Consider the following 24895-nt stretch of genomic DNA (forward strand, 5'->3'; position numbering starts at 1 on the left):
CTTCACATAGGCCGGCGGCATCAACCGCACCTCGTGGCCATACCGGCCGATCACGCGCGCCCAATGATGAGCGCTGCCGCAAGCCTCCATGCCCACCAGGCACGGCGGCAACTGTGCGAAAAACTTCTCGACCGAGGCTCGCTTGAGCTGGCGCCTCACCACCACAGCTCCCGACGCGTCAATCCCGTGGACTTGAAAAACGTTCTTCGCCAGATCAACCCCAATCGTGCTAATCTTCGTCATGGACGGCTCCCTTTGTCTGGTTCGACTCAACATCACCAGTCTGGCACACCGATGCCGTTCGGGGGCCGTCCATCCCATCATTGCGAGCGCAGCGAAGCAATCCAGGCCGCCTCTGCGGAGGGATTCTGGATTGCATCGCTGCGCTCGCAATGACAGTGCTACGAGACCGAAGAACTACTCCGCCGACAGCCGCACCATCTGGCGGCCGCCGTTCATTTCCTTGAGGCGGTTGACGAAGTTTTCCGGGCGCTGCCAGCGGTTGGGGACCTGCAGTCCCATGAATTCGGCGATGTCGCCGATGAAGCCGGTGCAGTTGGCGGTCTCGGCGTTCCACACCGGCGAGTTCGCCTGCAATTTCTTGATATAGGCGAATACGCGCTTGGCGTCGGCCTCGTTGAGGTACACGCGATAGCTCGCGGTCAGATATTCCGGATCGAGATCGCCGTAGCTCGCGCCGGTCTCGGAGGGCACAAAGGTGATGTGGCCGAGCACGTAAGCAAGCGTGTCGCCGGCGGGCGTGAGGCCCGCGACCTCGACCGCACGCTCGCTGGTCTTGCCGTACCAGACGAAGGCGTGGCCCCAGCTCGCGGCCGTGCGGGCACGGAAGTCGACGTAGTACGGACCTTTCTCCGCACGCGCGACGGGACGCCGCGTCGCTTGCGGCGCCGGTCGTGATGCGGTGTCGGTCGTAGCAAGCGCGTTCGCATCGGCAACGCGCTTGTTCGCTTCATGGGCCGAGGCCGAGGGCATCGTGCATGCGATCATGGCCGCGAGCGCGAAGCCCGCGAGGATGCAGGATCCGGATCGATCAGGTTTGTACGTCACGCTGTTGCCCCTCGACTCTCAGCCGCTTTACGCGAGATGCGTATCGTATTGCGCGTCAGTAACGCGCTGCGACCGGGCCGGGCGCCTTGCCGATCGGGGCCTTTCCAACCGGGCTCTTGCCAATCGGCATCTTGCCGATCGGAGCCTGCTCAGCCGGATAGACCGGCACGGGCTGGCGGCGCGGCAGATCCGCAGCGTTCGCAGCCGTCACCAGAGCAAGCGTGGCACCCAGAGCAATTACAATCTTCTTCACAGTCATACCCCTAGCAGGTTTGGTCCAAACACGGCGATGCCGTGCCCCCAGACACGCCTCACAGAAGGGCGGCCGAATGCGTCCAAGTTGCGGCGAGCGCGGGACATGTTGGCGGCATATGTCGGGCGCGCGGAGATGTGATGTGTATGGATGTTTCGGAGCTGCGTGATGGCTGTCCGTAGCCCGTAGGATGGGTAGAGCGAAGCGAAACCCATCAGGTGCTTCGCTGAGATGAGATGATGGGTTTCGCTCTAGCTCTACCTATCTTACGCCCGCCCCTGTATTTGTAGCCCGCATGAGTGAAGCGATATGCGGGAAACGTTCGCGGAGAGCGTGATCGCGGATGTCGCTTCGCTCATCCGGCTACGGGACGGTGCTTGCCGCTACAGCCGAAACTCGTTGGTCAGTTCGCCGATGCCGTCGATCGCGACGGTCACGGTGTTCACCGGCTCCTTCATGACGCCGACGCCGACCGAGGTGCCGACGGCGATGAGGTCGCCGGGGAGCAGGGTCATGTCGTGGGAGATTCTGCTGACCAGCTCCTGCGCGCTGAAGATCATGTCCGAGATCGGATAGTTCTGCCGCTCCGCGCCATTGAGGATGGTGCGGACCACGAGCTTGGCCGGATCGAGGCCGGTGGCGATGACGGGGCCGAACGGGCCGTAATCGTCGATGCCCTTGGCGCGGGCCCATTGCGGGAAGGTGGGGTCGCTGGTCAGGATGTCGTTTGCGGTGATGTCGTTGACGCAGGTGTAGCCGAAGATGAAGCTGTCCGCTTCGCCAGGGGAGACGCGGGCGCAGGTCCTGCCGATGACGATACCGAGCTCGCCCTCGTAAGTGGTCTTGCCGTCGTAATAAGAGGGACGGCGGATCACGGCACCAGGCGTCGTGATGCTGGTGGTGGCTTTCAGCAGATACAGCGGCTCCGGCGGCTCGGGCTGGTTCAGCTTGGCTGCGAGCGCGTGGAAATTATTCCAGAGCGCGACGATCTTGCTGGGCACGCAGGGCGCGCGCAGCTCGACGTCCGACAGCGCCAGAACCTTGCCGGTGGCCGCATGGCGGCCGAACATCTCGCCCTCGTGCACGCTGATGCCTGACGACGTCAGCGTGCCGAAGCCGGTCGCACCGGCGTGGCGGAAGCGCAGCCACTGTTTCATCTCGCCCGCCATCACGCCACCGCCAGTGCGCGAGGATCTGATGGTGTCGAGACGCCGTCATAGAGGCCGGCGATTCGGGCGCGCTGGGTCACCATCGCGAGCACCGAGTCGAGCGCGGGCGTGGCGATGCCGGTGAGACGGCCCATCTCCTGCACCACGGTGACGAGCGGGTCGATCTCCATCGGGCGGCCGCGCTCGAGATCCTGCAGCATCGAGGTCTTGTGTGCGCCGACCTTGCGGGCGCCCTCGATGCGGCGCTCGACATCGACGCGGAATTTGACGCCAAACGTTTCGGCGATGGCTTGCGTCTCCACCATGATCGCCCGCGACAGCGCGCGCGTCGCCGGATCGGTGCAGATCACGTCGAGCGTTGCATGGGTCAGCGCGCTGATCGGATTGAAGCAGACATTGCCCCAAAGCTTCAGCCAAATCTCGTCGCGGATGCGGTCGAGCACCGGGGCTTTCAGCCCGGCTGCGACGAAGAGATCGGCGAGGCGCTGCACGTCCGGCGTGATCTCGCCCGAGGGCTCGCCGAGCGGGAAATTGTTGCCATAGACGTGGCGGATCACGCCGGGCGCCTCGATCTCGGTGGCGGGATAGACGATGCAGCCGATGGCGCGCTCGGCGCCGATTTCGCGCCATTGCCGTCCGCCGGGATCAATGCTCTCCAGCGTCGAGTTCTCGTATTGGCCGCCGTGCTTGTAGAAGTACCAATAGGGGATGCCGTTGACCGCGGTGACGATGCGGGTGTGCGGACCCAAGAGCGGCTGCATCTTCTCGATCACGCCGGTGATCGAATGCGCCTTCAGCGTGATGATGATGTAATCCTGCACGCCGAGCTCGGCGGGATCGTCGGTGCAGCGTGGATGCACGGTGTGCTTCTCCTCGCCCGCGAGCAGCGTGAGGCCGCGCTCGCGCATCGCGGCAAGGTGCGCGCCGCGTGCGACCAGGCTGATATCGGCGCCCGCGCGCGCGAGCTGAACCCCGAGATAACCGCCGATCGCGCCGGCGCCATAGATGCAGATCTTCATGAAGTCCTCGCGAAGGAGCAGAGAGCCGGAATTTGGGACGAAAGATCCGGTCCGGCTCGGGAGGATCCGAGCCGGGGCCGGTAGTCGCAGGGGAAGGCTTGCCTCTTTAGGCTGCTTGCGGCGTCGAGTTGGTGGCCTCATCAACGGCAGCGGCGATGTCACGCATGCTGATGACCGAGACGAGGCTGTAATCGTCGATCACAGGCAAATGGCGGATGTGATGACGGTTCATCAGGTGCCGGACATGCTCGATCGTGTCGCTCGAGGTGCAGGAGACGAGCTGCTGCACTGAGACCAGCTGCGAGACTTTGACGTTGACGGCGGCCGCGCCGTGCTCGGCGACGGCGCGCACCACGTCACGCTCGGTGAACATGCCGACCGCGGTATTTCCTTCCGAGCGGACCACGTCCTTCACCACCAGCGCGCTGATGTTGTTGGCGCGCATCAGCTTGGCGGCGATACCCACTGTTTCGTTCATTCGCACCGTGACAACGCGCGGCGTCTTCTTGCGCAGAATGTCTCCGACCAGCATTGCAACCTCCCTGGGTGAATGACAGGGCAAGTGTGGTATACATAATGCCAATCGTCAAGCGCTGGATTTGTCTGATCCGAAAAATCTTGCGGCAGCAATGCTGACATTTGCCGCGGGCCAAAAAGAAGGGGCGCATCGCTGCGCCCCTTCTCAAGCCCTGCAAGGCTTGTTGGTGGCTTACGCCGTCTCGGTCTTGGCATTGCCGGTTGCGGTGTCAGCGCTCTCGGCTTCCTTGCCGAGGATGAAGGATCGGCGCAGCGGCTTGATCACGAACAGCGCCATCAGCGCCGCCGTCGCATTCAGCGCCACCGCGACCACGAACACGGCCTTCCAGCCATAGGCGGTCGAGATCACGCTAGCGAGCGGGACGAGCAGGGATGCCGTGCCCTTGGCGGTGTAGAGCATGCCGTTGTTGGTGGTCGCGAACTTCGAACCGAAGGTGTCGCCGCAGGTCGCGGGGAATAGCGAGTAGATCTCGCCGAACACGCCGAAATAGATCGCGGTGGCGAGTACGAAGACGACGGGCACGTGGCCATAGGCCGACAGCGCCAGCAGCATCAAAGCGGCGGTGCCGAAGGCGATGAACATCGTGGGCTCGCGGCCGATCGTGTCGGAGACCCAACCGAAGAAGGGACGTCCGAACCCGTCGAAGATGCGGTCCAGCGAGATCGCGAAGGTCAAAGCCGCCATCTGGAAGCCGGCGAGGGTGACCGGCGTGTCGGCGATCTTGAAGTCGTGCGCGATCGGGGCGATCTGCGCCGCGGTCATCAGGCCACCGGATGCGACCATGACGAAAACGAGATACATCACCCAGAAAATAGGGGTCCGCAGCACTTGCGGCGGGGTGAAGTCGATCTTGGTCTGCGGCAGATTGAGCTGCTTCTTCTTCGGCGGGATCGAGATCCGCGGCGGCTGGATGAAGAAGGCGAGCACGAACACGATCAGGCCCTGGCCGATACCGAAGGTGAGGAACGCGTGCTGATAGCCGCTCGATACGATCATGCTCGCGATCGGCACGATGGTGAGCGCGGCGCCGGCGCCGAAGCCGGCGGCGGTCGCGCCCGCTGCGAGGCCGCGGCGGTCGGGAAACCATTTCAGCGCGTTGCCGACGCAGGTGCCGTACACCGCGCCCGCGCCCATGCCGCCGATGATCGCGGCGGCGTAGAGCAGGGTGAGGCTATCGGCGTAGGAGTTGAGAATCCACGAGAGCGCGATCATCGCGCCGCCGAACATGACCACGATGCGTGGGCCGTATTTGTCGACGAACCAGGCTTCGACCGGCACCAGCCAGGTCTCGGTGACCACGAAGATGGTGAAAGCGAGCTGGATCGCGGCGCGCCCCCAATGATGGGCCGCATCGATCGGATCGACGAAGAGCGTCCAACCGTATTGCAGATTGGCGATCATCGCCATGCAGACGATGCCCATCACGAGCTGGAGCCAGCGGAAACCGGTGCGAAGAGGCGCGGCCGTGACGGCGCCGTCCAAGCTGGAAATCATCAAGAACCTCCCAACGCGCTGATTAACTGCGACGTGGGATTGCAAGATGACCCAGTGTCGCAAATGTTGTGGCTTATCGTCGCAAGCGCGGCGCGGAGCTTGGTATACCATATTCCAGATTGCAAGCCTTATCTTGACGCCCCGTCCAACAAAATGCGCCGGTTCCAGCCGCTCTCCAGGGCAATCGCAGGGCTTCGCATCAAACGAAAACGCCCGGCCGTGAGGCCGGGCGTCATGCTCAGGGAGTTGTTGGTGGAGCGGGTCAGACGGTCGATTTTGCGACCACGACTTTGCGCCAGGGCTTGAGCAGCACGATCGCCAGCAGCGAAGCCAGGATGTTGGCGCCTGCCGCGATGATGAACACGCTGTCCCAGGTGCCCGACGACTGCTGCATGTAGTTGGCGATCGGCACCAGCAGCGCGGCAGTGCCCTTCGCGGTGTAGAGCAGGCCGGCATTGGTGGTCGCGAACTTGGCGCCGAACGTGTCGGTGCAGGTCGAGGGGAACAGCGAGTAGATCTCACCCCAGGCGAAGAACACGAAGCCCGAGAGCAGTACGAACCAGATCGGATCGTGGCCCCAGAGGTAGAGAAACCAGATGCCGATCCCTTCCATGCCGAAGGCGATGAACATCGTGTTCTCGCGGCCGATCATGTCGGAGATCCAGCCGAAGAACGGACGCGTCAGGCCGTTGAGCACGCGATCGATCGTCGCCGCGAACGTCACCGCCGTCATCGTCACCGCCATCAGCGTGACCGGCACGTTATCGACCTTCCAGTCGGCCGCGATCGGCTTCAGGTTCGCCGTCACCATGAGACCGCCGGCGCCGACGATCACGAACATGAAGTACATCAGCCAGAAGATCGGCTGACGCAGCACCTCGGTCGGCTGGTAGTTGCGCCGGGACTGGAGCAGCGCGGCATTGACCACGACGTTCGGCACCTGGCCCGATTTCGGCGCCAGCAGGAAGAAGGCGAGGATGCAGATGATGATGCCTTGCCCGAGGCCGAAATAGAGGAAGGTGGTCTGGAAGCCACTGTCCTTGATCATGGCCTGGATCGGCGCGACGGTCAGCGCAGAGCCTGCACCGAAGCCTGCGGCCGTGATGCCCGCGGCAAGACCGCGCTTGTCCGGAAACCACTTCAGCGCGTTGCCGACGCAGGTGCCGTAGACGCCGCCGGCGCCGATGCCCGCGATGATCATGCCGAGATAATAGCCGTTGAGCGTTGTCGCCTGCGCGTTGATCGCCCAGCCGATGGCACAGAGCACGCCGCCGACCAGCACCACGATACGCGGGCCGTATTTGTCGACGAACCAACCTTCGACCGGCACCAGCCAGGTCTCGAACAAAACGAACAGGGTGAAGGCCCATTGGATCGAGGCGCGATCCCAACCGAACTTCTTCTGGATGTCGGGGACGAAGAACGTCCAGCCGTATTGATAGTTGGCGATCATCACCATCGCGCCTACGCCGATGGCCAATTGCGCCCAGCGATAAGCATCGCTGACGCGCGCGGCACTTGGAGCCGCTGTTGACTGCACCATGTCCGTCATTAAAACCCTCCCGAACGCGCCGATCATTTTTATGCATGCGCTGCCCGCATCCTGGTATTCATTATGCCAAGATTCAAGCGAGGGACTGAGGGGTGCGGCGAAATATCGCGGGAGTCGTTCACATGCGCGACGGCGGAGGAATTGTAAAGCCCAAACCGCTGCGGCGTAACCGCGACGGCGGCGACCAGCGCAACTCAACAGATTGATTTTGTAAGAAGATTTTCGTTTTCGCAAGGCCGCAAAGAACTGCCCGCAAACCCGCTCCGCTCGGACTTTTAGGCTGCCGATGGGGCCGTGCGCCGCCCGCGCGGCCCGAGGCGCGGGCGTTCGGTGACCGCCCCATTTCCTGGAATTCTTTATTCCAGAAGCCTAGTGAGGAGAGATTCGGCCTTCGCTTTTCGGCGCGGATTGCGCCGGCGGCGCGCCTCGCGCCATCGACGTGCGCAGGCGGCTGTAGCCTTCCTGGATCGCGGACCAGAACAGGGCGACCAGACCGAGCGCCATGATCGTGCTGACGAGGCCGTTGGAGAAAAACACCCCGAGCGACCCCTGTGATCCCAGCAGCGACTGGCGGAAGGCTTCCTCCGCCTTGTCGCCGAGCACGATGGCGAGCACCAGCGGTGCGAGCGGGTAGTTGCACTTCTTCAGGAGATAGCCGAGCACGCCGAACACCAGCATCAGCATCACATCGAAGGTGCTGTTGTGCACGGAATAGGCGCCGATCGCGCAGAGCACCAGGATGAGCGGCGCGATGATGCCGAAGGGCACGCGTAGGATCGCGGCGAAGATCGGCACGCAGGTGAGCACGACGACGAGGCCGGCGAGATTGCCGAGATACATCGACGCGATCAGGCCCCAGACGAATTCCTTCTGCTCGATGAACAGCATGGGGCCCGGCTGCAGGCCCCAGATCAACAATCCGCCTAGCAGGACGGCGGCGGTCGGGGAGCCCGGCACTCCGAGCGACAGCATCGGCAGCAGCGCCGAGGTGCCCGCGGCATGTGCGGCCGTCTCCGGCGCGATCACGCCCTCGATCTCGCCCCTGCCGAAATTGTTGCCGCGCCGCGCCAGGCGCTTGGCGATGCCGTAGCTCATGAAGGATGCCGGCGTAGCACCAGCGGGCGTGATGCCCATCCAGCACCCGATCAGGCAGGAGCGCAGCGAGGTCATCCAGTAGGAGGGTAATTCCCGCCAAGTCTGAAGCACGACCCGAAGGTTGATGGTGGCACTGCCGCCGCGGAAAGCCAGCCCTTCCTCCATGGTCAGCAGGATCTCGCCGATGCCGAACAGGCCGATCACGGCGATCAGGAAGTCGAATCCGTTGAGGAGCTCAGTGACGCCGAAGGTCAGCCGCAACTGTCCCGTGATCGAGTCGAGGCCGACCGCCGCGAGCGCAAAGCCCACCATCATCGCCGCGATGGTCTTGAACGGCGGCTCCTTGCTGAGGCCAACGAAGCTGCAGAAGGCGAGGAAGTACACCGCGAACTTCTCCGCCGGACCAAATCGCAGCGCAAAGCCCGCGACGAGGGGGGCAACCAGCGTGATCATGATGACGGCAAACAATGCGCCCACGAAGGAGGAGGTGAATGCGGCGGTCAGGGCTTCGCCGGGTTTGCCCTGTTGCGCCATCGGATAGCCGTCGAAGGTGGTCGCCACGGACCATGGCTCGCCGGGTATGTTGAACAGGATCGAGGTGATGGCGCCGCCGAACAATGCGCCCCAATAGATGCAGGACAGCATGATGATCGCCGATGTCGGCGGCATGCTGAAGGTCAGGGGAAGGAGGATCGCCACGCCGTTGGCGCCGCCGAGTCCCGGAAGCACGCCGATGATGACACCGAGCGTGATGCCGATGATCATCAGCATGATGTTGTAGGGCTGCAGGGCGACCGCGAAGCCGTGAAACAAATTGGCCAACTCTTCCATATCGATACGTCCTGCAGCAGTAACGGATGGCGGCGCGGCTCTTACAGACCGAGCCATTCCTCGAACGGACCCTTGGGCAGCGGGACCAGGAACCAGCGCTCGAAAACAAGATAGGTCAGCACCGGCATGCCGATCGCCACTGCGATGGTCGTCAGCCAGCGATAGCCGCCGAGCCAGCGCATGAACCAGGCGATGAAGACCATCGAGGCGACGTAGAGGCCGATGAACGGCATCGAGCCGACATAGATCGCGGTGGGCACGACGACGCTCATGACCTGGCGAAGCTGTCCCCATGTTGCGAACAGCCGGCCGTCACCGTCGCGTCGGGCGCTCCAGAGGTTGATGGCGCTTGCGCCGACGATGGTGGCGCCAACATAGAAGGGGAAGAAGCCGGCACGCGGGCCTTCCGCGCCCCAGTTGATGCCGGCCTTCAGGCTGCCGAAGATCACGACCAGGCCGAAGGCGCCGATCAATAGCGCGATGCCGATTTCCAGCGTCTTGTGTGCGGGGCCGGATTCGGATCCGGATTGTTCAGTCATGTGACCTCCAGGCGGACGCAGTCTTTCGCGGTCGCGGCAGACGGGAGGACGCGTAGCGTCCTCAGCCGTCGTCGATGTCGCGGGTCAGTTTCCCGACCCGAGGAAGCCGGCTTCCTTCATCAAGCCTTGGTGGCGCTTCTCCTCGGCCTCGACCCACTTCGCGTATTCTGCTCCGGTCAGGAATGTCGTGTTGAAGGCGCCGTTCTTCATGAAATCCTGCCATTCCGGCGTGGCGCGGACCTTCTTGAACAGCTCGACGTAGTATTCGATCTGATCCTTCGTGGCCTTGGGCGACATGAAGATGCCGCGCAGCATGAGATATTCCATCGCCAGGCCCTGCGACTTGCAGGTCGGAATATCCTTCCAGGCCTTGCCCTCGGCGATCGGCTCGTCATAGGCCATCGGCTGGGCGTCGAAGACGCAGAGCGGACGGAGCTTGCCGCCGCGCCATTGCGCGACCGCCTCGATCGGATTGTTGACGGTCGAATCGACGTGGTTGCCGACGAGCTGAACGGCAACTTCGCCGCCGCCCTTGTACGGGATGTAGGTGAACTTCGAGTCGATCGCCTTCTCGATGCCGACCGTGATGATCTGGTCTTCCTGCTTGGAGCCGGTGCCGCCCATCTTGAATGAGCCGGGCGGCGCTTTCTTCACGGCGTCGACGTAGTCCTTGACGGTGTTGTACGGCTTCTCTGCATTCACCCAGAGCACGAATTCATCGAGCGCCAGCATCGCCACCGGGCTCAAATCCTTCCAGTTGAACGGAATCCCCGTTGCCAGCGGTGTCGTGAACAGGTTCGACAGCGTGATGATGATCTTGTGAGGATTGCCCGACGACGTCTTCACATCCAGGAAGCCTTCGCCGCCTGCGCCGCCGGCCTTGTTGATGACGACCAGCGGCTGCTTCATCAGATTGTGCTTGGTAACGATGCCCTGGATGGTGCGCGCCATCTGATCGGCGCCGCCGCCGGTGCCCGCGGGCACGATGAACTCGACTGGACGGACCGGCTCCCAGGCAGCACGGCTTGCAGTGCTGTTGGCGCACGACATCGCGATTGCCGCCAAAGCGACATTCAGAACGAATGGCTTCATGTTTCTCTCCCTGTCGAACCTCGAACGCAGCCGCTCTTTGTCGACTTGCGTCAGCCCATCTCGATTCACCTGCCCTGGGGTCACCCTTGCGGTCGATCTCCCACGGCAGTCCCGATAGAAACTCTATGAGCAGGGACAACGCGCGGCATCCGCTCCTTTCGGCTAAGGCTCCGCCGGGGTTCGCGGCACGCGTCTCCCCTCGGCCGTTCCCGTCCCGCGCTGTGTTTCCCCGCCTTACACCTTTGATTGTGAAACCGTTCTTGGTTCCCGAATGGTATGCGAGATGCCAGCGGCCAAACAATCGGATCGGCGGGTCACGTCGGCGGACCAATCGTCGCAGATGCGGTCGCGAGCGGGGCGAGGACGAAAAAACAAAATGGCCCCGACATGCGGGGCCATTTGATCAAACGCAGCGTATGCGGGGTTTGCCAGCCCGCCGTTCGGCGGGGGCGGGCAAGGCCCTTTTTACAGGCCGAAACGCGGCAGGTCGCCGTTGTGATTCGAAATCTCGGCGCTCGCCATCAGGAGGCTGTCGATCGCGGCCATCAGGCGGGCGAACAGCGAGGAGGAGGGGGCGAGAGCAACGGAAGCGGTCTTGGACATCGGAAATCCCTTTCTTGAGAACAGTCAATCTTGCTGTCTCATTTCGGAGGGCAATTTATGTATACCAGATGCCAGTGTCCATGCTCTTGTTTGCATAGCAGCACGCAACCTCTCGCATTGCAGCATAATGCCGGGTTAACGGGGGGCATTTCGGACATAAAGTTGCCGGCGCGGCGGGAAGGCGGGTCTTTTCATCGCCTAAAGACGGGAAAAGCGGGCTGAAACGTCCGGCTGGAAGCGGAAATCTCGCAACAATCGACGCCAGGTTCTAGCCGCACTGCAACGGCAAGCCCTTGGCACGGCCATGCAAAGCGGCTAGTGGTCCGCCCCCTTATCCAATCAACTTCAGAGTGGTTCATGTCGAGCGCCTCGCCCGCCGTCTCGATCGGCATCGATTTTGGGACCAGCAATACGGTCGTCGCGCTCGCGGCGGACGATCGCCGGGTCGAGGCCATTCGCTTCGATCACGGCGGTCAGCGCCACAGCGTCTATGTGTCGGCGTTGTGCTTCTGGGAGGACCGGCCGGGAGCCGGCGCCCAGGCCGAGGGCGGGCCTTGGGCGATCGAACAATTTCTCGAAGGACGCCACGTCTACCGCTTCCTCCAATCGTTCAAGACCTTTGCGGCGAGCAGCAGCTTCAACACCACCCAGGTGTTCCGGCAGCGCTACAAGTTCGAGGATATCTTGGCGGCGTTCCTGCGGACGCTGGCGCGCCATGGCGGGGACCGGTTTGGCTTCGAGGCCGCAACCATCACGGTCGGCCGCCCCGTCCGCTTTGCCGGCGGCAATCCCGACGAGGCGCTGGCGATGCAGCGCTACCGGGCCGCGTTCGATCGTCTCGGCGCCGGCCACGCCCGCTATGTCTACGAGCCCGTGGGCGCGGCGTTCTCCTTCGCCCGCCGGCTGGAGCGTGATGCCACCGTGCTGGTTGCGGATTTCGGCGGCGGCACCAGCGATTTCTCCGTGATGCGTTTCTCGCGTGCAGGCGGCAGCCTGCGCGCCGAGCCGCTGGGACACGCCGGCATCGGCATCGCCGGCGACACGTTCGATTACCGTATCGTCGATCATGTCGTCTCGCCGCGCCTCGGCAAGGGCTCCAGCTTCCGCTCATTCGACAAGGTGCTGCCGGTCCCCAGCGGCCACTACACCAACCTCGCGCGCTGGCATCAGCTCGCGATGATGAAGAGCAACGGCGATCTGCGCGAGCTCCGCGAGCTTGCGCGCACCGCGCTGAAGCCGGCTCTGCTCGAGGACTTCATCACCATCGTCGATCTCGACCTCGGCTTTGCGCTGTACCGCGCGGTGTCCGACGCCAAGGTGGCGCTGTCCGCTCAGGACCAGGTGGACTTCCGCTTCAGGGGCGGCGGGGTCGACATCGGCGCGGCCATCACACGGAAGAATTTCGAATCCTGGATTGCCGACGACATCGCCCGGTTGGGAGTCACCGTCGACAAGGTGCTGGGCGAGGCCCGCATCACCGCGCGCGAGGTGGAGAAGGTGTTCCTGACCGGCGGCACGTCCTTCGTGCCCGCCGTCCGAAAGCTGTTCGCCGAGCGGTTCGGCAACGAACGGCTGATGTCGGGCGACCAGTTCGAGTCGATCGCGTACGGGCTGGCGCTGATCGGACATAGTCCTGACCCGGACCGATGGACGGCGAGTGGGGGGATCGAGTCGAGGGCGGGCGCGTAACAATCGTTCGCGATCAGTCGGATCTGCTTCACTGGCAACCGCAGTTGGGCTGTGTAGATATCTGCAGACTCGATGTGAGTTGTTCTCTCGGAAACTTCCTCATTCTCCGTCATTGCGAGCGCAGCGAAGCAATCCAGAGTCACTCCGCAGAACGATTCTGGATTGCTTCGCTGCGCTCGCAATGACGACGTGGGTAGATCCGCGCGTCCCATCGAACAGTGCCGTAGGGTGGGCAAAGTCGCGGAGCGCCGTGCCCACCATCTTTCCGGGTTGCCGGGTTGAGAGAGCATTGGTGGGCACGCTGCGCTTTGCCCACCCTACAAAACTCATGTCCTCGCTATTGGTTGATCTCAGGCTCGACGAGCCGGGCCAGGTTGCGTAGCGATTCCTGCCAGCCGAGATAACAGGCCTCCGGCGGGATCACGTCGGGGATGCCGGCCTGCGTGATGTCGAGTTCGGTGCCGACCGAGACCTTCTTCAAGACCACGGTCACCTCGATCAGGCCCGGCAAATTGGGATCGTCGAACTTGTCGGTGTAGCGGATGCGTTCGCCGGGCACGAGCTCGACATATTCACCGCCGAACGAATGGCCGTTGCCTGTGGTGAAATTCCGGAACGACATCTTGAACGTGCCGCCGACCTTGGGCTCGAAATGGTGCACGGTGCAGGTGAAGCCGTTCGGCGGAAGCCATTTCGCCATCGCATCGGCCTCCAGGAAGGCGCGATAGACTTTCTCCGGGCTGGTAGCCAGGACGCGGTGCAGGCGGATCGTGCTGGGCATGGTTGTTATCCTCAGTGATTGATGGGCCCGAGTTTGGCGTCTATGGCCCATTCATGTCACGAGGACGACGGGGAAGCTGCCGATCCGACAGGGAGCTCGGATTTTTTTGGTCGAGTCTTGTTCAGCCGGATTGCTAAGCATGATGGGATGAGGCTTGATCGCCGCCGCGACGGAGGTGCTTCGCCTCTCCCGCTTGCGGGAGAGGCCGACGCGCTCGCAGAGCGCGGCGGGTGAGGGCTCTTGCCACCCAGGGACAGCCTCCGCATTTCTCGACAATCCCGCTGCGGAGATATCCCCACCCCAGCCGTCCCCCGCAAGCGGGAGAGGGAGCCGAGTCCCGACGCCGAAGCATCATTCGCACCATATGCGATAGCCCTCCCTTTTTGCGGGCAGTTTGCCTCAACACCAATAGCGGCGAAGGTGTGCCCACGTGACAAGCTGAGCCACAATTCCGCTATCGTTCCTCGTTCAACTCCTGCGCGAAATCAGGGGGCTTCCGTTGCGCAGCACGCTTTGGGCTTTCGTCGTCACTCTCTGTTGTCTTGGCTCGCCGGCGGACGCCGCAGGCATTCAGCTCCTGGAGTCCGATCCCGCGCTGTCGGGCGCGATCTGGTATCCGTGCGCGGCGGAGCCGACGCATGTGGCGCTCGGCACTCTTGCGGTCGGCGCGGATTTCGACCTGAAAGGTGTGAAGGACTGCCCAGTCGCGGGTGTAAAGCTCCCAGTCATCATCTTCTCGCACGGCCGGGGCGGGTGGTTCGGCCAACACCACGACACAGTGGAGGCGCTGGCCGATGCGGGCTTTGTCGTCGCTGCCATCAATCATCCCGGCGACACATACAGCGACTCCTCGCGGCGCGATACGCTGTCGCTATGGGGATCACGTCCGGCGGACATGGTGCGCCTGCTCGATTTCATGCTGAAGGACTGGAAAGATAGGGCGGTGATCGATCCGACCAAGGTCGGCTTTTTCGGCTTCTCGCTCGGCGCCTCAACCGGTCTCGTGCTGATGGGGACCAAACCGGATTTTGCGAGGGTCGCCAACCTATGCAAAGAAACGACCGGAGCATGTGCACAGCTTCACAACGGAGAGACGCCGCCTGACGCACGACCGGACGCACGAATCCGCGCCGCGGTGATCGTCGATCCTCCGCCGACAGTCCTGACGCGGGAGAATCTCGCCGCAATCAAGATCCCTTTCCAGTTCTGGCGGTCGCAATTCGGCGGTCCGGGGGTCGGCGACGGCGCGGGTACCGCGCGCGTCGCGAACAGTCTGCCCGGCAAGCCCGACATTCACGTTGTTGCGGCTGGCCACTATGCCTTCCTTGCCCCTTGCTCGCCCCAGCTTGCAGCGGCAGTCCCACGCATCTGCACCGACGTGCCCACGGGATTTGACCGCGCAACATTTCATCGCGAGTTCAACGCGACCTTAGTGAAGTTCTTTCGCGAGCAGTTCGAAGAGCGTTGAACGACTTGGGTAAGAAATCCTGATCATTGCAGCGACAATTGCTGTCGTTCTCCGATCATTCAGGGGTTAGATTGCGGCTTCCGTTGCGCAGCACGCTTTTGGCTCTTGGTCGTTGCGCTCACGGTGCGGCGGCCGAAAGCTTGTACCCGCAGTTCCCTATTGGTGTTGCGCCAGCGCGAGTCCTCGAACGCGTGAAACTTTCGCCAGAGTCGGAGCGTGCAATTATATCTGGCCAGAGCCTTGTAAGTGACTATGACGGGGTATACGTTGTGTCTGTTCGTTCAGCCGCTGTGCCTTGTTGAATGCGCCCGCGGGCTCCTTTTCCAGAGACATCGACGAAATGAATTTTTTCTGCGTGACGATCACGCGGAACGTGCGCGTGTGCGCTTTGGAGAAGAACATGACGACAGGTACAGTGAAGTGGTTCAACGGCCAAAAGGGCTTTGGATTTATTCAACCCGACGACGGCGGCAATGATGTGTTCGTTCACGTCAGCGCGGTCGAGCGGGCTGGTCTTGCGGGTCTCGCCGAGGGCCAAAAGGTCAACTTCGAGCTCAAGACCGACAAGATGCGGGGCAAGGTCAGCGCAGAGAATCTCTCGCTGGCCTAAGGGCCCTGGCGCCGTTTCACGGATGTACTGAAACGGCCACGCTACCCGCTCGATCCCCGGATTGAGCGGGTTTTGTCCGTTGTCGAGTAGGTGAACAATGAGGGCCAAGAGATCGGCTGAACCGTCGCCCGAAGCTATTGCGCGGTCCAATCGTCAACGTTTGGCCGCTGAAGAAGGCGCGCGAGCCATGGCGGATGCCGAAAAGCAGGCCGTCGACGTTCGCAAGAACATGGCGCGGCTTCGAGAGCTGCGCGAAGCCAAGGAGGCGGCCGAGGCGGTCCTTCAAGCATCGTTGCCAGTGCCTGCAAAGGCCAAGCGCAACAAGAAGCTGCCGCGATAGTCTACTCCATAGTGCCGACGACATCTGGAGAGGACCGGTCACATGCAAAGGATGCGGGTCATGCCTCGAGTTAAATCGGACAGCGGTGGCACCATCACTTTCTTTCTCGCGCTTGGCGCGGGCCGGCAGATGTGCCGACTGGCCACCACGTTTCAGACGCAGAAGCAGGCCTTCAGCTATCTTCAGAAATATCGGACGGAGTTCGAGCGCATCGCGCGGACGCGGCTCGCTTCGGGAGAGCTCGAAGACGGGGTCGTCGTGCTCTCGATGCTCTAAAGCGTGATGAGACGGGAATCGTCGTCGCGCTTTAGGTTATTGTTCAAGCATGATCTTTTTGGAGAACCGCTTCACGCTTTGCACTAACGCGGCCCTTCGGGTCCGGATCATGCTCCAGCGTCAGGCGTCCGTTTCGATGCAGCTCGTCCAGTGGAGAGCTGGTCCACAACGCTGCTATTCGGAGTGGCTCTTGCGCTTGGCCTCGCGGGCCAATCGCTCCGCTTTCAGTCGTTCGCGATTCTCGTGGAAGGATTGCTGGTCCTTCGCATAGTCAGTCATCGGTTTTTGGGTTTTGACAGGCTTGAACGCCTTGTTGGCTTCGCGCTTTGCGCGATCAGAGGATTGATCTCTCAACATTTCGACCTCGATTTGATCAACAAGCGTGGTCCGGACGGCAGCTGAATGCCACGTCTCCGGCGCCTACGCTGACGGGGATAGACACCCTCCGGGCGAGACGGCGGCCAAGTCTTCAGCGTTGGACAGATCTCATGCGAGGCGCGCAGTCACTCGCTGGAAGGAGGCGCGCCCGCACTTCCGAGAGCGCGCCGGTCAGGAGAATAACCGAGGGTCATCGTATCGGTTCCTCCAGACCAATGTTAATTCAACGTTGGCTGGTCGAACATTCCCCGGGGCCAACGCCAAGACGTTGCAGCTGCTCGGCGAAGTCGTTCTGGACAGTCGCAGTGTCGCTTCAGACGATGGCAAAGGGCGGGTAACGGGCACAAGCGCTTTGCCGACCCTGATATCCGTATCTTTGGACGATGGCACAATACCCCTGTTTTGCCCGACGCGTCAAAGGGAATTTCGCAAAATCAGCAATTCCTTTTAGCCCAAGGAGTTAGCTACTGTGCATGGGGTTGTTTTTGGACTTTTTAGTTGGGGGCCGGTGATGGCAGGTGTTCTCATGCAAAAAGGGCCGCCTCGACAGGCGGCCCTTTTGTCTCGCGTCAGGGCGCTTCCACTTATTCAGCGGCCTGCTTCTGCGGCGGATCGAGGGCGCCGGACTTGTGGATATCGGCGACCTGGTGATCGCTGAAGCCGAGCACCGAGCGCAGGATCTCGTCGGTGTGCTCGCCGAGCAGCGGGGAGCGCTGCACGTCGCTCGGGCTATCCGACAGCTTGATCGGGTTGCCGACCGAGATGTACTTGCCGCGGGTGGGGTGATCGACCTCGACGACGGTGCCGGTCGCGCGCAGCGACTGGTCCTCGGCGATCTCCTTCATCGACAGGATCGGGCCGCAGGGGATGTCATCCTTGTTCAGGATCTCCATCGCCTCGAACTTGGTCTTGGTCATCGTCCACTGTTCGATGCGGGCGAAGATCTCGTTCAGGCGCGGCAGGCGGGCCGGGGGCTTGGCGTAGTTCGGATCGGTCTTCCAGGTGGGTTCGCCGATCACGTCGCAGATCTTCTCCCAGACCGGGGCCTGGGTGATGAAGTAGATGTAGGCGTTGGGATCGGTCTCCCAGCCCTTGCACTTCAGGATGCGGCCGGGCTGGCCACCGCCGGAATCGTTGCCGGCGCGCGGCACGGCATCGCCGAACGGAATGCCTTCGCCGAACTGGCTGTATTCCTTGAGCGGGCCGTGGGCGAGGCGCTGCTGGTCGCGCAGCTTGACGCGGGCGAGGTTGAGCACGCCGTCCTGCATCGCGGCAGTGACGCGCTGGCCCTTGCCCGAATGCGTGCGCTGATAGAGCGCGGTGACGATGCCGAGCGCCAGATGCAGGCCGGTGCCGGAATCGCCGATCTGCGCGCCGGTGACGAGCGGCAGACCGTCGCGGAAGCCGGTGGTGGAAGCGGCGCCGCCGGTGCACTGGGCGACGTTCTCATAGACCTTGCAGTCTTCGTAGGGGCCAGGGCCGAAGCCCTTGATCGAGGCGACGATCATCTTGGGGTTGATCGCCTGGATCTTCTCCCAGGGGAAGCCCATGCGATCGAGTACGCCGGGGCCGAAGTTTTCCACCAGCACGTCGCACTTCTTGATCAGCTCGGTGAGGACTTCCTTGCCCTTGGGGTTCTTGGTGTCGAGCGTGATCGAGCGCTTGTTGTGGTTGAGCATGGTGAAATACAGGCTGTCCACGTTCGGGATGTCCTGCAGCTGGCCGCGGGTGATGTCACCCACGCCCGGGCGTTCCACCTTGATCACGTCGGCGCCGAACCAGGCCAGCAACTGCGTGCAGGTCGGTCCGGACTGGACGTGGGTGAAATCGAGAATGCGAACGCCCTTGAGCGCTTTAGTCATCGTATTGCTCCTGTTACCACTCTGTTTCCGTCATGCCCGCGAAGGCGGGCATCCAGTATTCGCTGTCGTTTCGGTTGGGCTCAGTGCTCGCCACAATGGATGGTCCGGCGAATACTGGATTCCCCGCCTGCGCGGGGAATGACCCGGAGTTACTTCTTCTTCTGCAGAACGCTCTGCGGATTGAGGTTGCCGATGCGGCCGCTCTCCGAGCCTGCGGCCGGATCGATCACGGCGTTGATGAGCGTCGGCTTGCCGGAGGTCATCGCCTCGTTGACCGCGCGCTTCAGTTCATCCGGCGAGGTCGCGTTCACGCCGACGCCGCCAAAGGCTTCCATCATCTTGTCGTAGCGCGCGCCCTTGACGAACACCGTCGTCGCGGGGTCCGAGTTGGCGCCATTGACGTCGGTGCCGCGATAGATGCCGTCATTGTTGAAGATGACGACGCAGATCGGAAGGTTGTAACGGCAGATGGTCTCGACCTCCATGCCGGAGAAGCCGAACGCGCTGTCGCCTTCCACTGCGAGCACGGGATGACCGGTCTCGAGTGCGGCCGCGATCGCTTGGCCCATGCCGATGCCCATCACGCCCCAGGTGCCGACGTCGAGACGCTTGCGCGGGCGGTACATGTCGATGACGCCGCGGGCGAGGTCGAGCGTGTTGGCGCCCTCGTTGACGAGGATCGCTTCGGGATGATCCTTGATGACATTCTTCAGCACGCCGAGCGCGCCGTGATAATCCATCGGCGATTTGTTGTTCATGAGCTTCGGCGCCATCTTGGCGACGTTCTCTTCGCGTTTGGACGAGATCGCCTTGGTCCATTCGGCGGGCGGAGCGGTCCAGCCCGCGCCCATCGCCTGGTTGAAGGCGGAGACGACCGAGCCGATGTCGCCGACGACGGGCGCGACGATCTCGACGTTGGAGTCCATCTCCTTCGGCTCGATGTCGACCTGGATGAACTTCTTCGGCGCTTCACCCCAGCTCTTGCCCTTGCCGTGCGAGAGCAGCCAGTTCAGCCGCGCGCCGATCAGCATGACGACGTCGGACTCTTTCAGCACCGTCGAGCGGGCGGCGCCAGCGCATTGCGGATGCGTGTCGGGGAGGAGGCCCTTGGCCATGCTCATGGGCAGGAATGGCACGCCGCTCTTCTCGACGAAGCTCTTGATCTCTTCATCGGCCTGCGCGTAGGCCGCGCCCTTGCCGAGGATGATGAGCGGACGCTTGGCGCTTTTCAGCACGTCGAGCGCACGCTTCACCGAAGCGGGCGAGGGGATCTGCGCGGGCGCAGCATCAATGACCTTGACCAGCGACTTCTGGCCGGCATTGGCGTTCATCACCTGGCCGAACAGTTTTGCCGGCAGGTCGAGATAGACGCCGCCCGGACGGCCGGAGACTGCGGCGCGGATGGCGCGGGCGAAACCGATGCCGATGTCCTGGGCGTGCAGCACGCGATAGGCCGCCTTGCACAGCGGCTTTGCGATCGCGAGCTGGTCCATTTCCTCGTAGTCGCCCTGCTGGAGGTCGACAATCTCGCGCTCCGACGAGCCCGAGATCAGGATCATCGGGTAGCAGTTGGTGGTGGCGTGCGCGAGCGCGGTGAGACCGTTGAGGAAGCCCGGCGCGGAGACGGTAAGGCAGACGCCGGGCTTCTTGGTGAGGTAGCCGGCGATGCCTGCGGCGTAACCGGCGTTCTGCTCGTGACGGAAGGAGATCACGCGAATACCGGCGGCCTGCGCCATGCGGCCCAAATCCGTGATCGGGATGCCCGGCACATTATAGATGGTGTTGATGCCGTTCAGCTTGAGCGCGTCGATGACGAGATGGAAGCCATCCGTCAGTTCCTGCTCGGTGCCCGGTGCTTCGGACTTGGTCGCGGTATTCAGCATGGGCCTTGTCTCCCTGGTCTCAAGGTAGTGGGGCGAGTTGTTCGCCCTTCTGGTGAACGTTGCTAAGTGAACAGTTCCTGGCCATGCGCTTCGACGTAAGCGGCAAGGCCAAGGGTGTGATCGCGGGCGCGCTTCTCGGCGAGCTCGGTGTCGCGCGCTTCCAGCGCTTCGATGATGCCGAGATGCTCGGGCAGGGAGGTCGCGGTGCGGTCCTTGCGGCCGATGGTCAACTGTCGGTAGCCGCGCACGTGCAGCAACAGGTCGTTGGTGAGATCGACCAGCACCGGCGATTCCGACAGCGAGATCAGCGCCTGGTGGAAGGCGATGTTGGCGCGCGAATATTCCTCGACGTGATCCTCGGGCAGGCGGTCCTTGCCGAAGTCCTTGAAGAAGTCGCGCAGCGCCGTGATGTCCTTCTTGCGTGCGGTGGTGGTGATGAGGCGTGCGGCCATGCTCTCCAGCGCCGCCCAGGCGCGGATCATGTCGACGATCTCGCTCTTGGTCCTGCGCACCACCATGATGCCGCGGCGCGGCACCGTCTTCACGAATCCATCCTGCTCAAGCATCGCGATCGCTTCGCGGATCGGGGTGCGGCTGACGCCCAGCCGTTCGGACAACGCGCGCTCGTCGAGCATCACCGGCTCGGGCGTCGAGTAGATGTCCATCTTGAGGATGGCTTCCTTCAAGGCGTCATACGCCTTGTTCTTGAAGCTGCTCTCCGGGGCAATACGAACGATTGCGATGTCTGCCTCGGCCATGTTCGGCAACGCCTTGGTTGGTTTCCGTTGTGACACGACGAATCTCCTCCAGTGGGAGTCGTCTTTTACAGGAATATTTACGGGAAAGTTTTTGGCATACCACATGCCAGAATGTCAAGCTGGCTATTTTTTGCGGCGTTCTAAGCTGTGCACTGGCTTGACAAGTTGGCTTCTGGCATACCAAATGCCATCGCCAGCCATTTTTGATCCAAGCCGGCGGAGTAGTCTTGGGCTTATGCCACTCCGTTCCGCCGCATGGAACAGAGCGCGGCGAATGGCAAGCATCACGGGCAGCCGCTAACCACGCGCGCGCTTTGCAAAGAACGAACTGAGGTCAAGGGAGAACCCACATGTCCAATTCCAAAGATGCCGTCCGCAAGGTGCTTGACCAGGTCAAGGCGGACAACCGCACCAGCCTGACGGCGCCGGAAGGCAAGCTGGTCTGCGACGCCTACGGCATTCCGGTGCCGAAGGAGGGCGTGGCCAAGTCGGCGGGCGAAGCCGGCAAGATGGCTGCCGCGATGGGCTTCCCGGTCGTGATGAAGATCGTCTCGCCGGACATTCTCCACAAGACCGAAGCCGGCGGCGTCATCGTCGGCCTCAAGACGGCTGAAGAGGCCGAAAAGGCCTACGAGACCATTCTCGGTAACGCCAAGAAATACAAGTCGGACGCCAAGATCGAAGGCGTCCAGGTGCAGCAGATGCTGGCCGGCGGGACCGAAGTCATCGTTGGCTCGATCACCGACGGCTCGTTCGGCAAGCTGGTCGCCTTCGGTCTCGGCGGCGTGCTGGTCGAAGTCTTGAAGGACATCACCTTCCGCCTCGCGCCCGCGACCAAGGAAGACGCGCTGTCGATGCTCGACGGCATCCAGGCGCATGAGATCCTGAAGGGCGTACGCGGCAGCGAGCCGGTGAACCGCACCGCGCTCGCCGATGTCATCGTCAAGGTCTCGCAGCTCGTCACCGACTTCCCTGAAATCGTCGAGCTCGATCTCAACCCTGTTTTCGCGACCCCGAAGGGCGCAACCGCCGCCGACGTTCGTATCGTGGTCGACTTCGCCTACAAGCCCAAGCCGAAGCCGCGCCCGACCGAAGAGATCGTCGCGGCGATGAACCGCATCATGCAGCCGAAGGCGGTCGCGGTGGTCGGCGCCTCCGCGGAGGACGGCAAGATCGGCAATTCCGTGATGAAGAACCTCATCAACGGCGGTTACAAGGGCGAGATCATTCCGATCCATCCCAAGGCCGCCGAGATCCTTGGCTACAAGGCCTACAAGAGCGTCAAGGACGTGCCGGGCGTGATCGACGTCGCGGTGTTCGCGATCCCTGCAAAGTTCGTCGCCGCCGCGCTGACCGAATGCGGCGAGAAGAAAATCCCGGGTGCGGTGCTGATCCCGTCAGGCTTTGCGGAGGCCGGCGCGCCCGAGCTCCAGGCCGAGATCGTCGAAGTCGGCAAGAAGTACGACATCCGCCTGATGGGGCCGAACATCTACGGCTTCTACTACACCCCGGCCAATCTCTGCGCGACCTTCTGCACTGCCTATGACGTGAAGGGCCACGCGGCGCTGTCGTCGCAGTCGGGCGGCATTGGCATGGCCATCATCGGCTTCTCGCGCTCGGCCAAGATGGGCGTCTCGGCGATCGTCGGCCTCGGCAACAAGTCCGATATCGACGAGGACGATCTGCTCGCTTTCTTCGAGCAGGACCCGAACACCAATTTGATCGCGCAGCACTGCGAAGACCTCAAGGACGGCCGCGCCTTCGCGGAAGCCGCAAAACGCGTCTCCAAGAAGAAGCCGGTCGTCGTGCTCAAGGCCGGCCGCACCTCGGCCGGCGCGAAGGCGGCCTCCTCGCACACCGGCGCGCTCGCCGGTAACGACCGGATCTACGAGGACGTGTTCAAGCAGTCCGGCGTGATCCGCGCCCGCTCGCTGCGCCAGCTGCTCGAATTCGCCCGCGGCGTGCCGGTGCTGCCGACGCCGAAGGGCGAGAACGTGCTCATTATCACCGGCGCGGGCGGCTCGGGCGTGCTGCTGTCGGACTCCTGCGTCGACAACGGCCTGTCGCTGATGTCGATGCCGCCGGACCTCGATGCGGCCTTCCGCAAGTTCATCCCGCCGTTCGGCGCGGCCGGAAATCCTGTGGATATCACCGGCGGCGAGCCGCCGATCACCTATGTCAACACGGTCAAGCTCGGCCTGTCGGATGAGCGCATCCACGCGCTGATCCTCGGCTATTGGCACACCATCGTCACCCCGCCGATGGTGTTCGCCCGCAACATGGTCGAGGTGAAGAAGGAGATGGAGGCCAAGGGTTTTGTGAAGCCCATGGTCGCCTCGCTGGCCGGCGACGTCGAAGTCGAGGAAGCCGCCGAATATCTCTACCAGCACGGCATCCCGGCCTATGCATATTCGACCGAGCTGCCGGTCGAGGTGTTGGGCGCCAAGTACAAGTGGGCGCGCGGGGCAGGGCTGCTCTGAGCTTGCGTTCGCCTCTCCCCGCTTGCGGGGAGAGGCCGAATTCGAGCAAGGCTCGAATTCGGGTGAGGGGGAGCTTCCGCGAGTCTAACTGCTACCGTCCTTGCGGAGGCTCCCCCTCACCCTGACCCGCTCAGAGCGAGCGAAGCTCGTCTCGGCCCCGCAAGCGGGGAGAGGGGAATAAGAACGAATGCAGGTCGCGATGGGCAAGAACGTGATCCGGCGCAAATCGCTCGAAACACGATCGGCATCGGAGGCCGACCGCGACGGTGGCGTGCAGTCCGTTGACCGCGCGCTGTCGATCCTCGAAACGCTGGCCGAGGACGACGAAGGCTATCGCCTCAGCGATCTCGCGATCCGTACCGGTCTGTCGGCCTCCACCGTGCACCGCCTGCTGGCGACGCTGGAAAGCCGACGCTTCGTGCAGTTCGACCGCGCCGAATCCAAATGGCATGTCGGGGTGCGCAGTTTCACGGTCGGCGCGAGCTTCGCGCGGCGGCGTAATTTCTCCACGCAAGCGATTCCATACCTCCGAAAGCTGCGCGATCTCACCCGTGAGACCGCCAATCTCGCCGTCGTCGACGACGAATTCATCATCGTGCTGACCCGCATGGAGAGCCGCGAGATCATGCGCTCGCTGACCCAGGTCGGCGGCCGCGTCCCCATGGTAACCTCCGGCGTCGGCAAGGCGGTGCTCGCTACCTATTCCGACGAGGACGTTGGCGCCGTCATCCGCCACCACGGCATGCCCCGCCTGACCGAGAAGTCGATCGTGCGGCCGAGCGATTTGTTCAAAGAGCTCGAAAAGATCCGCAAGCAGGGCTACGCGCTCGACGATGAAGAGGCCTGCATGGGCCTGCGCTGTGTTGCCGCAGTCGTCTACAATGACTGCGCCGAGCCGCTCGCGGCGATTTCGGTCTCCGGCATGACCAGTCGGTTGACCGACCAGAGGTTGCCGGAAATCGGGCAAATCGTGCGGGATGTCGCCGCCGAACTGACGGATGCGCTCGGCGGGGTGGTGCCGACACCCCGATAACGGGACCACCGGGGGATGTCACTGGACAGCATCGGCCGTTTTGGCTGATATGCGACCAAACGACACAATGCGGCAAACGTCCGC

Annotated in this window: 23 protein-coding genes and 1 pseudogene; 7 read left to right on the forward strand and 17 right to left on the reverse strand. The window is 62.9% G+C overall.

Annotated elements, in window-relative coordinates:
• The 12 genes and pseudogenes from BLV07_RS27530 to BLV07_RS47775 all read right to left on the reverse strand — a co-directional run.
• A pseudogene (locus BLV07_RS27530) lies at positions 1–243 on the reverse strand (IS110 family transposase); the annotation flags it as partial.
• Positions 244–417: 174 nt separating this feature from the next.
• Positions 418–1068: a hypothetical protein gene (locus BLV07_RS27535; RefSeq protein ID WP_091892226.1), complete on the reverse strand. Its 651-nt coding sequence runs from the start codon at positions 1066–1068 to the stop codon at positions 418–420.
• Between the two features lie 55 nt (positions 1069–1123).
• Positions 1124–1327, reverse strand: a complete 204-nt coding sequence (locus BLV07_RS27540) for a hypothetical protein (RefSeq protein ID WP_061020029.1) — start codon at positions 1325–1327, stop codon at positions 1124–1126.
• A 377-nt stretch (positions 1328–1704) separates the two neighbouring features.
• Positions 1705–2478 (reverse strand): fumarylacetoacetate hydrolase family protein, encoded by a 774-nt coding sequence (locus tag BLV07_RS27545; RefSeq protein WP_176945793.1) that lies wholly within the window; start codon positions 2476–2478, stop codon positions 1705–1707.
• 11 nt (positions 2479–2489) lie between these two features.
• Positions 2490–3509 (reverse strand): 2-dehydropantoate 2-reductase, encoded by a 1020-nt coding sequence (locus tag BLV07_RS27550; protein WP_091892230.1) that lies wholly within the window; start codon positions 3507–3509, stop codon positions 2490–2492.
• A gap of 106 nt (positions 3510–3615) precedes the next feature.
• Positions 3616–4041 carry a CBS domain-containing protein gene (locus tag BLV07_RS27555; RefSeq protein ID WP_091892232.1) on the reverse strand — a complete coding sequence of 142 codons (426 nt, stop codon included), beginning with the start codon at positions 4039–4041 and terminating at the stop codon, positions 3616–3618.
• A gap of 177 nt (positions 4042–4218) precedes the next feature.
• Complete coding sequence (gene oxlT, locus BLV07_RS27560) at positions 4219–5541, reverse strand: oxalate/formate MFS antiporter (RefSeq protein WP_091892234.1); 1323 nt, start codon at positions 5539–5541, stop codon at positions 4219–4221.
• 262 nt (positions 5542–5803) lie between these two features.
• Positions 5804–7093 carry an oxalate/formate MFS antiporter gene (oxlT, locus tag BLV07_RS27565; RefSeq protein ID WP_091892236.1) on the reverse strand — a complete coding sequence of 430 codons (1290 nt, stop codon included), beginning with the start codon at positions 7091–7093 and terminating at the stop codon, positions 5804–5806.
• Between the two features lie 369 nt (positions 7094–7462).
• On the reverse strand, positions 7463–9019 hold the full coding sequence (locus tag BLV07_RS27570; protein WP_091892238.1) for a tripartite tricarboxylate transporter permease: 1557 nt from the start codon (positions 9017–9019) through the stop codon (positions 7463–7465).
• Positions 9020–9060: 41 nt separating this feature from the next.
• Positions 9061–9558 carry a tripartite tricarboxylate transporter TctB family protein gene (locus BLV07_RS27575; protein WP_091892240.1) on the reverse strand — a complete coding sequence of 166 codons (498 nt, stop codon included), beginning with the start codon at positions 9556–9558 and terminating at the stop codon, positions 9061–9063.
• 84 nt (positions 9559–9642) lie between these two features.
• Complete coding sequence (locus BLV07_RS27580) at positions 9643–10650, reverse strand: Bug family tripartite tricarboxylate transporter substrate binding protein (protein WP_091892242.1); 1008 nt, start codon at positions 10648–10650, stop codon at positions 9643–9645.
• A 465-nt stretch (positions 10651–11115) separates the two neighbouring features.
• The gene (locus BLV07_RS47775; RefSeq protein WP_164934547.1) at positions 11116–11253 is read right to left on the reverse strand and encodes a hypothetical protein; all 138 of its coding nucleotides are present in this window, start codon (positions 11251–11253) and stop codon (positions 11116–11118) included.
• Between the two features lie 357 nt (positions 11254–11610).
• On the opposite strand from BLV07_RS47775, the gene BLV07_RS27590 reads away from it, so the two are divergent.
• A complete protein-coding gene (locus BLV07_RS27590) occupies positions 11611–12942 on the forward strand; it encodes an Hsp70 family protein (protein WP_091892244.1) in 1332 nt (443 codons plus the stop codon).
• A gap of 337 nt (positions 12943–13279) precedes the next feature.
• Here the strand turns inward: BLV07_RS27590 and BLV07_RS27595 are convergent, their stop codons facing one another.
• Positions 13280–13723 carry an SRPBCC family protein gene (locus BLV07_RS27595; protein WP_091892246.1) on the reverse strand — a complete coding sequence of 148 codons (444 nt, stop codon included), beginning with the start codon at positions 13721–13723 and terminating at the stop codon, positions 13280–13282.
• A gap of 499 nt (positions 13724–14222) precedes the next feature.
• On the opposite strand from BLV07_RS27595, the gene BLV07_RS27600 reads away from it, so the two are divergent.
• The 4 genes from BLV07_RS27600 to BLV07_RS27615 all read left to right on the forward strand — a co-directional run bounded on the left by BLV07_RS27600 (position 14223) and on the right by BLV07_RS27615 (position 16417).
• The gene (locus tag BLV07_RS27600; protein ID WP_091892248.1) at positions 14223–15191 is read left to right on the forward strand and encodes an alpha/beta hydrolase family protein; all 969 of its coding nucleotides are present in this window, start codon (positions 14223–14225) and stop codon (positions 15189–15191) included.
• Positions 15192–15591: 400 nt separating this feature from the next.
• Entirely contained in the window at positions 15592–15801 is a 210-nt protein-coding gene (locus BLV07_RS27605; RefSeq protein WP_091892417.1) for a cold-shock protein, read from the forward strand.
• Positions 15802–15898: 97 nt separating this feature from the next.
• Entirely contained in the window at positions 15899–16141 is a 243-nt protein-coding gene (locus tag BLV07_RS27610) for a transcriptional regulator (protein ID WP_091892250.1), read from the forward strand.
• A 51-nt stretch (positions 16142–16192) separates the two neighbouring features.
• On the forward strand, positions 16193–16417 hold the full coding sequence (locus BLV07_RS27615; RefSeq protein ID WP_091892419.1) for a hypothetical protein: 225 nt from the start codon (positions 16193–16195) through the stop codon (positions 16415–16417).
• Positions 16418–16591: 174 nt separating this feature from the next.
• Here the strand turns inward: BLV07_RS27615 and BLV07_RS49010 are convergent, their stop codons facing one another.
• The 4 genes from BLV07_RS49010 to BLV07_RS27635 form a co-directional block, all read right to left on the reverse strand.
• Complete coding sequence (locus BLV07_RS49010) at positions 16592–16774, reverse strand: hypothetical protein (RefSeq protein ID WP_091892252.1); 183 nt, start codon at positions 16772–16774, stop codon at positions 16592–16594.
• A 605-nt stretch (positions 16775–17379) separates the two neighbouring features.
• The gene (gene frc / locus BLV07_RS27625; protein ID WP_091892254.1) at positions 17380–18657 is read right to left on the reverse strand and encodes a formyl-CoA transferase; all 1278 of its coding nucleotides are present in this window, start codon (positions 18655–18657) and stop codon (positions 17380–17382) included.
• A gap of 149 nt (positions 18658–18806) precedes the next feature.
• Positions 18807–20540, reverse strand: a complete 1734-nt coding sequence (oxc, locus tag BLV07_RS27630) for an oxalyl-CoA decarboxylase (protein ID WP_091892256.1) — start codon at positions 20538–20540, stop codon at positions 18807–18809.
• A 62-nt stretch (positions 20541–20602) separates the two neighbouring features.
• Positions 20603–21298 carry a GntR family transcriptional regulator gene (locus BLV07_RS27635; protein WP_162250091.1) on the reverse strand — a complete coding sequence of 232 codons (696 nt, stop codon included), beginning with the start codon at positions 21296–21298 and terminating at the stop codon, positions 20603–20605.
• A gap of 350 nt (positions 21299–21648) precedes the next feature.
• Here BLV07_RS27635 and BLV07_RS27640 point away from each other — a divergent pair, with 350 nt between their 5' ends.
• Positions 21649–23778: an acetate--CoA ligase family protein gene (locus tag BLV07_RS27640; protein WP_091892260.1), complete on the forward strand. Its 2130-nt coding sequence runs from the start codon at positions 21649–21651 to the stop codon at positions 23776–23778.
• A gap of 199 nt (positions 23779–23977) precedes the next feature.
• The gene (locus BLV07_RS27645) at positions 23978–24811 is read left to right on the forward strand and encodes an IclR family transcriptional regulator (RefSeq protein ID WP_176945802.1); all 834 of its coding nucleotides are present in this window, start codon (positions 23978–23980) and stop codon (positions 24809–24811) included.
• Positions 24812–24895 lie beyond the last annotated feature (84 nt).

This window comes from Bradyrhizobium sp. Rc2d, from assembly GCF_900099855.1.
Taxonomy (GTDB): domain Bacteria; phylum Pseudomonadota; class Alphaproteobacteria; order Rhizobiales; family Xanthobacteraceae; genus Bradyrhizobium.

Bases quoted from the DNA above. Each gene is read 5' to 3' on its own strand.
- BLV07_RS27540 (WP_061020029.1), bottom strand. From the start codon at position 1,327: ATGACTGTGAAGAAGATTGTAATTGCTCTGGGTGCCACGCTTGCTCTG.
- BLV07_RS27545 (WP_176945793.1), bottom strand. From the start codon at position 2,478: ATGAAACAGTGGCTGCGCTTCCGCCACGCCGGTGCGACCGGCTTCGGC.
- BLV07_RS27550 (WP_091892230.1), bottom strand. From the start codon at position 3,509: ATGAAGATCTGCATCTATGGCGCCGGCGCGATCGGCGGTTATCTCGGG.
- BLV07_RS27555 (WP_091892232.1), bottom strand. From the start codon at position 4,041: ATGCTGGTCGGAGACATTCTGCGCAAGAAGACGCCGCGCGTTGTCACG.
- oxlT (WP_091892234.1), bottom strand. From the start codon at position 5,541: ATGATTTCCAGCTTGGACGGCGCCGTCACGGCCGCGCCTCTTCGCACC.
- oxlT (WP_091892236.1), bottom strand. From the start codon at position 7,093: ATGACGGACATGGTGCAGTCAACAGCGGCTCCAAGTGCCGCGCGCGTC.
- BLV07_RS27570 (WP_091892238.1), bottom strand. From the start codon at position 9,019: ATGGAAGAGTTGGCCAATTTGTTTCACGGCTTCGCGGTCGCCCTGCAG.
- BLV07_RS27575 (WP_091892240.1), bottom strand. From the start codon at position 9,558: ATGACTGAACAATCCGGATCCGAATCCGGCCCCGCACACAAGACGCTG.
- BLV07_RS27580 (WP_091892242.1), bottom strand. From the start codon at position 10,650: ATGAAGCCATTCGTTCTGAATGTCGCTTTGGCGGCAATCGCGATGTCG.
- BLV07_RS47775 (WP_164934547.1), bottom strand. From the start codon at position 11,253: ATGTCCAAGACCGCTTCCGTTGCTCTCGCCCCCTCCTCCTCGCTGTTC.
- BLV07_RS27590 (WP_091892244.1), top strand. From the start codon at position 11,611: ATGTCGAGCGCCTCGCCCGCCGTCTCGATCGGCATCGATTTTGGGACC.
- BLV07_RS27595 (WP_091892246.1), bottom strand. From the start codon at position 13,723: ATGCCCAGCACGATCCGCCTGCACCGCGTCCTGGCTACCAGCCCGGAG.
- BLV07_RS27605 (WP_091892417.1), top strand. From the start codon at position 15,592: ATGACGACAGGTACAGTGAAGTGGTTCAACGGCCAAAAGGGCTTTGGA.
- BLV07_RS27610 (WP_091892250.1), top strand. From the start codon at position 15,899: ATGAGGGCCAAGAGATCGGCTGAACCGTCGCCCGAAGCTATTGCGCGG.
- BLV07_RS27615 (WP_091892419.1), top strand. From the start codon at position 16,193: ATGCGGGTCATGCCTCGAGTTAAATCGGACAGCGGTGGCACCATCACT.
- BLV07_RS49010 (WP_091892252.1), bottom strand. From the start codon at position 16,774: ATGTTGAGAGATCAATCCTCTGATCGCGCAAAGCGCGAAGCCAACAAG.
- frc (WP_091892254.1), bottom strand. From the start codon at position 18,657: ATGACTAAAGCGCTCAAGGGCGTTCGCATTCTCGATTTCACCCACGTC.
- oxc (WP_091892256.1), bottom strand. From the start codon at position 20,540: ATGCTGAATACCGCGACCAAGTCCGAAGCACCGGGCACCGAGCAGGAA.
- BLV07_RS27635 (WP_162250091.1), bottom strand. From the start codon at position 21,298: ATGGCCGAGGCAGACATCGCAATCGTTCGTATTGCCCCGGAGAGCAGC.
- BLV07_RS27640 (WP_091892260.1), top strand. From the start codon at position 21,649: ATGTCCAATTCCAAAGATGCCGTCCGCAAGGTGCTTGACCAGGTCAAG.
- BLV07_RS27645 (WP_176945802.1), top strand. From the start codon at position 23,978: ATGGGCAAGAACGTGATCCGGCGCAAATCGCTCGAAACACGATCGGCA.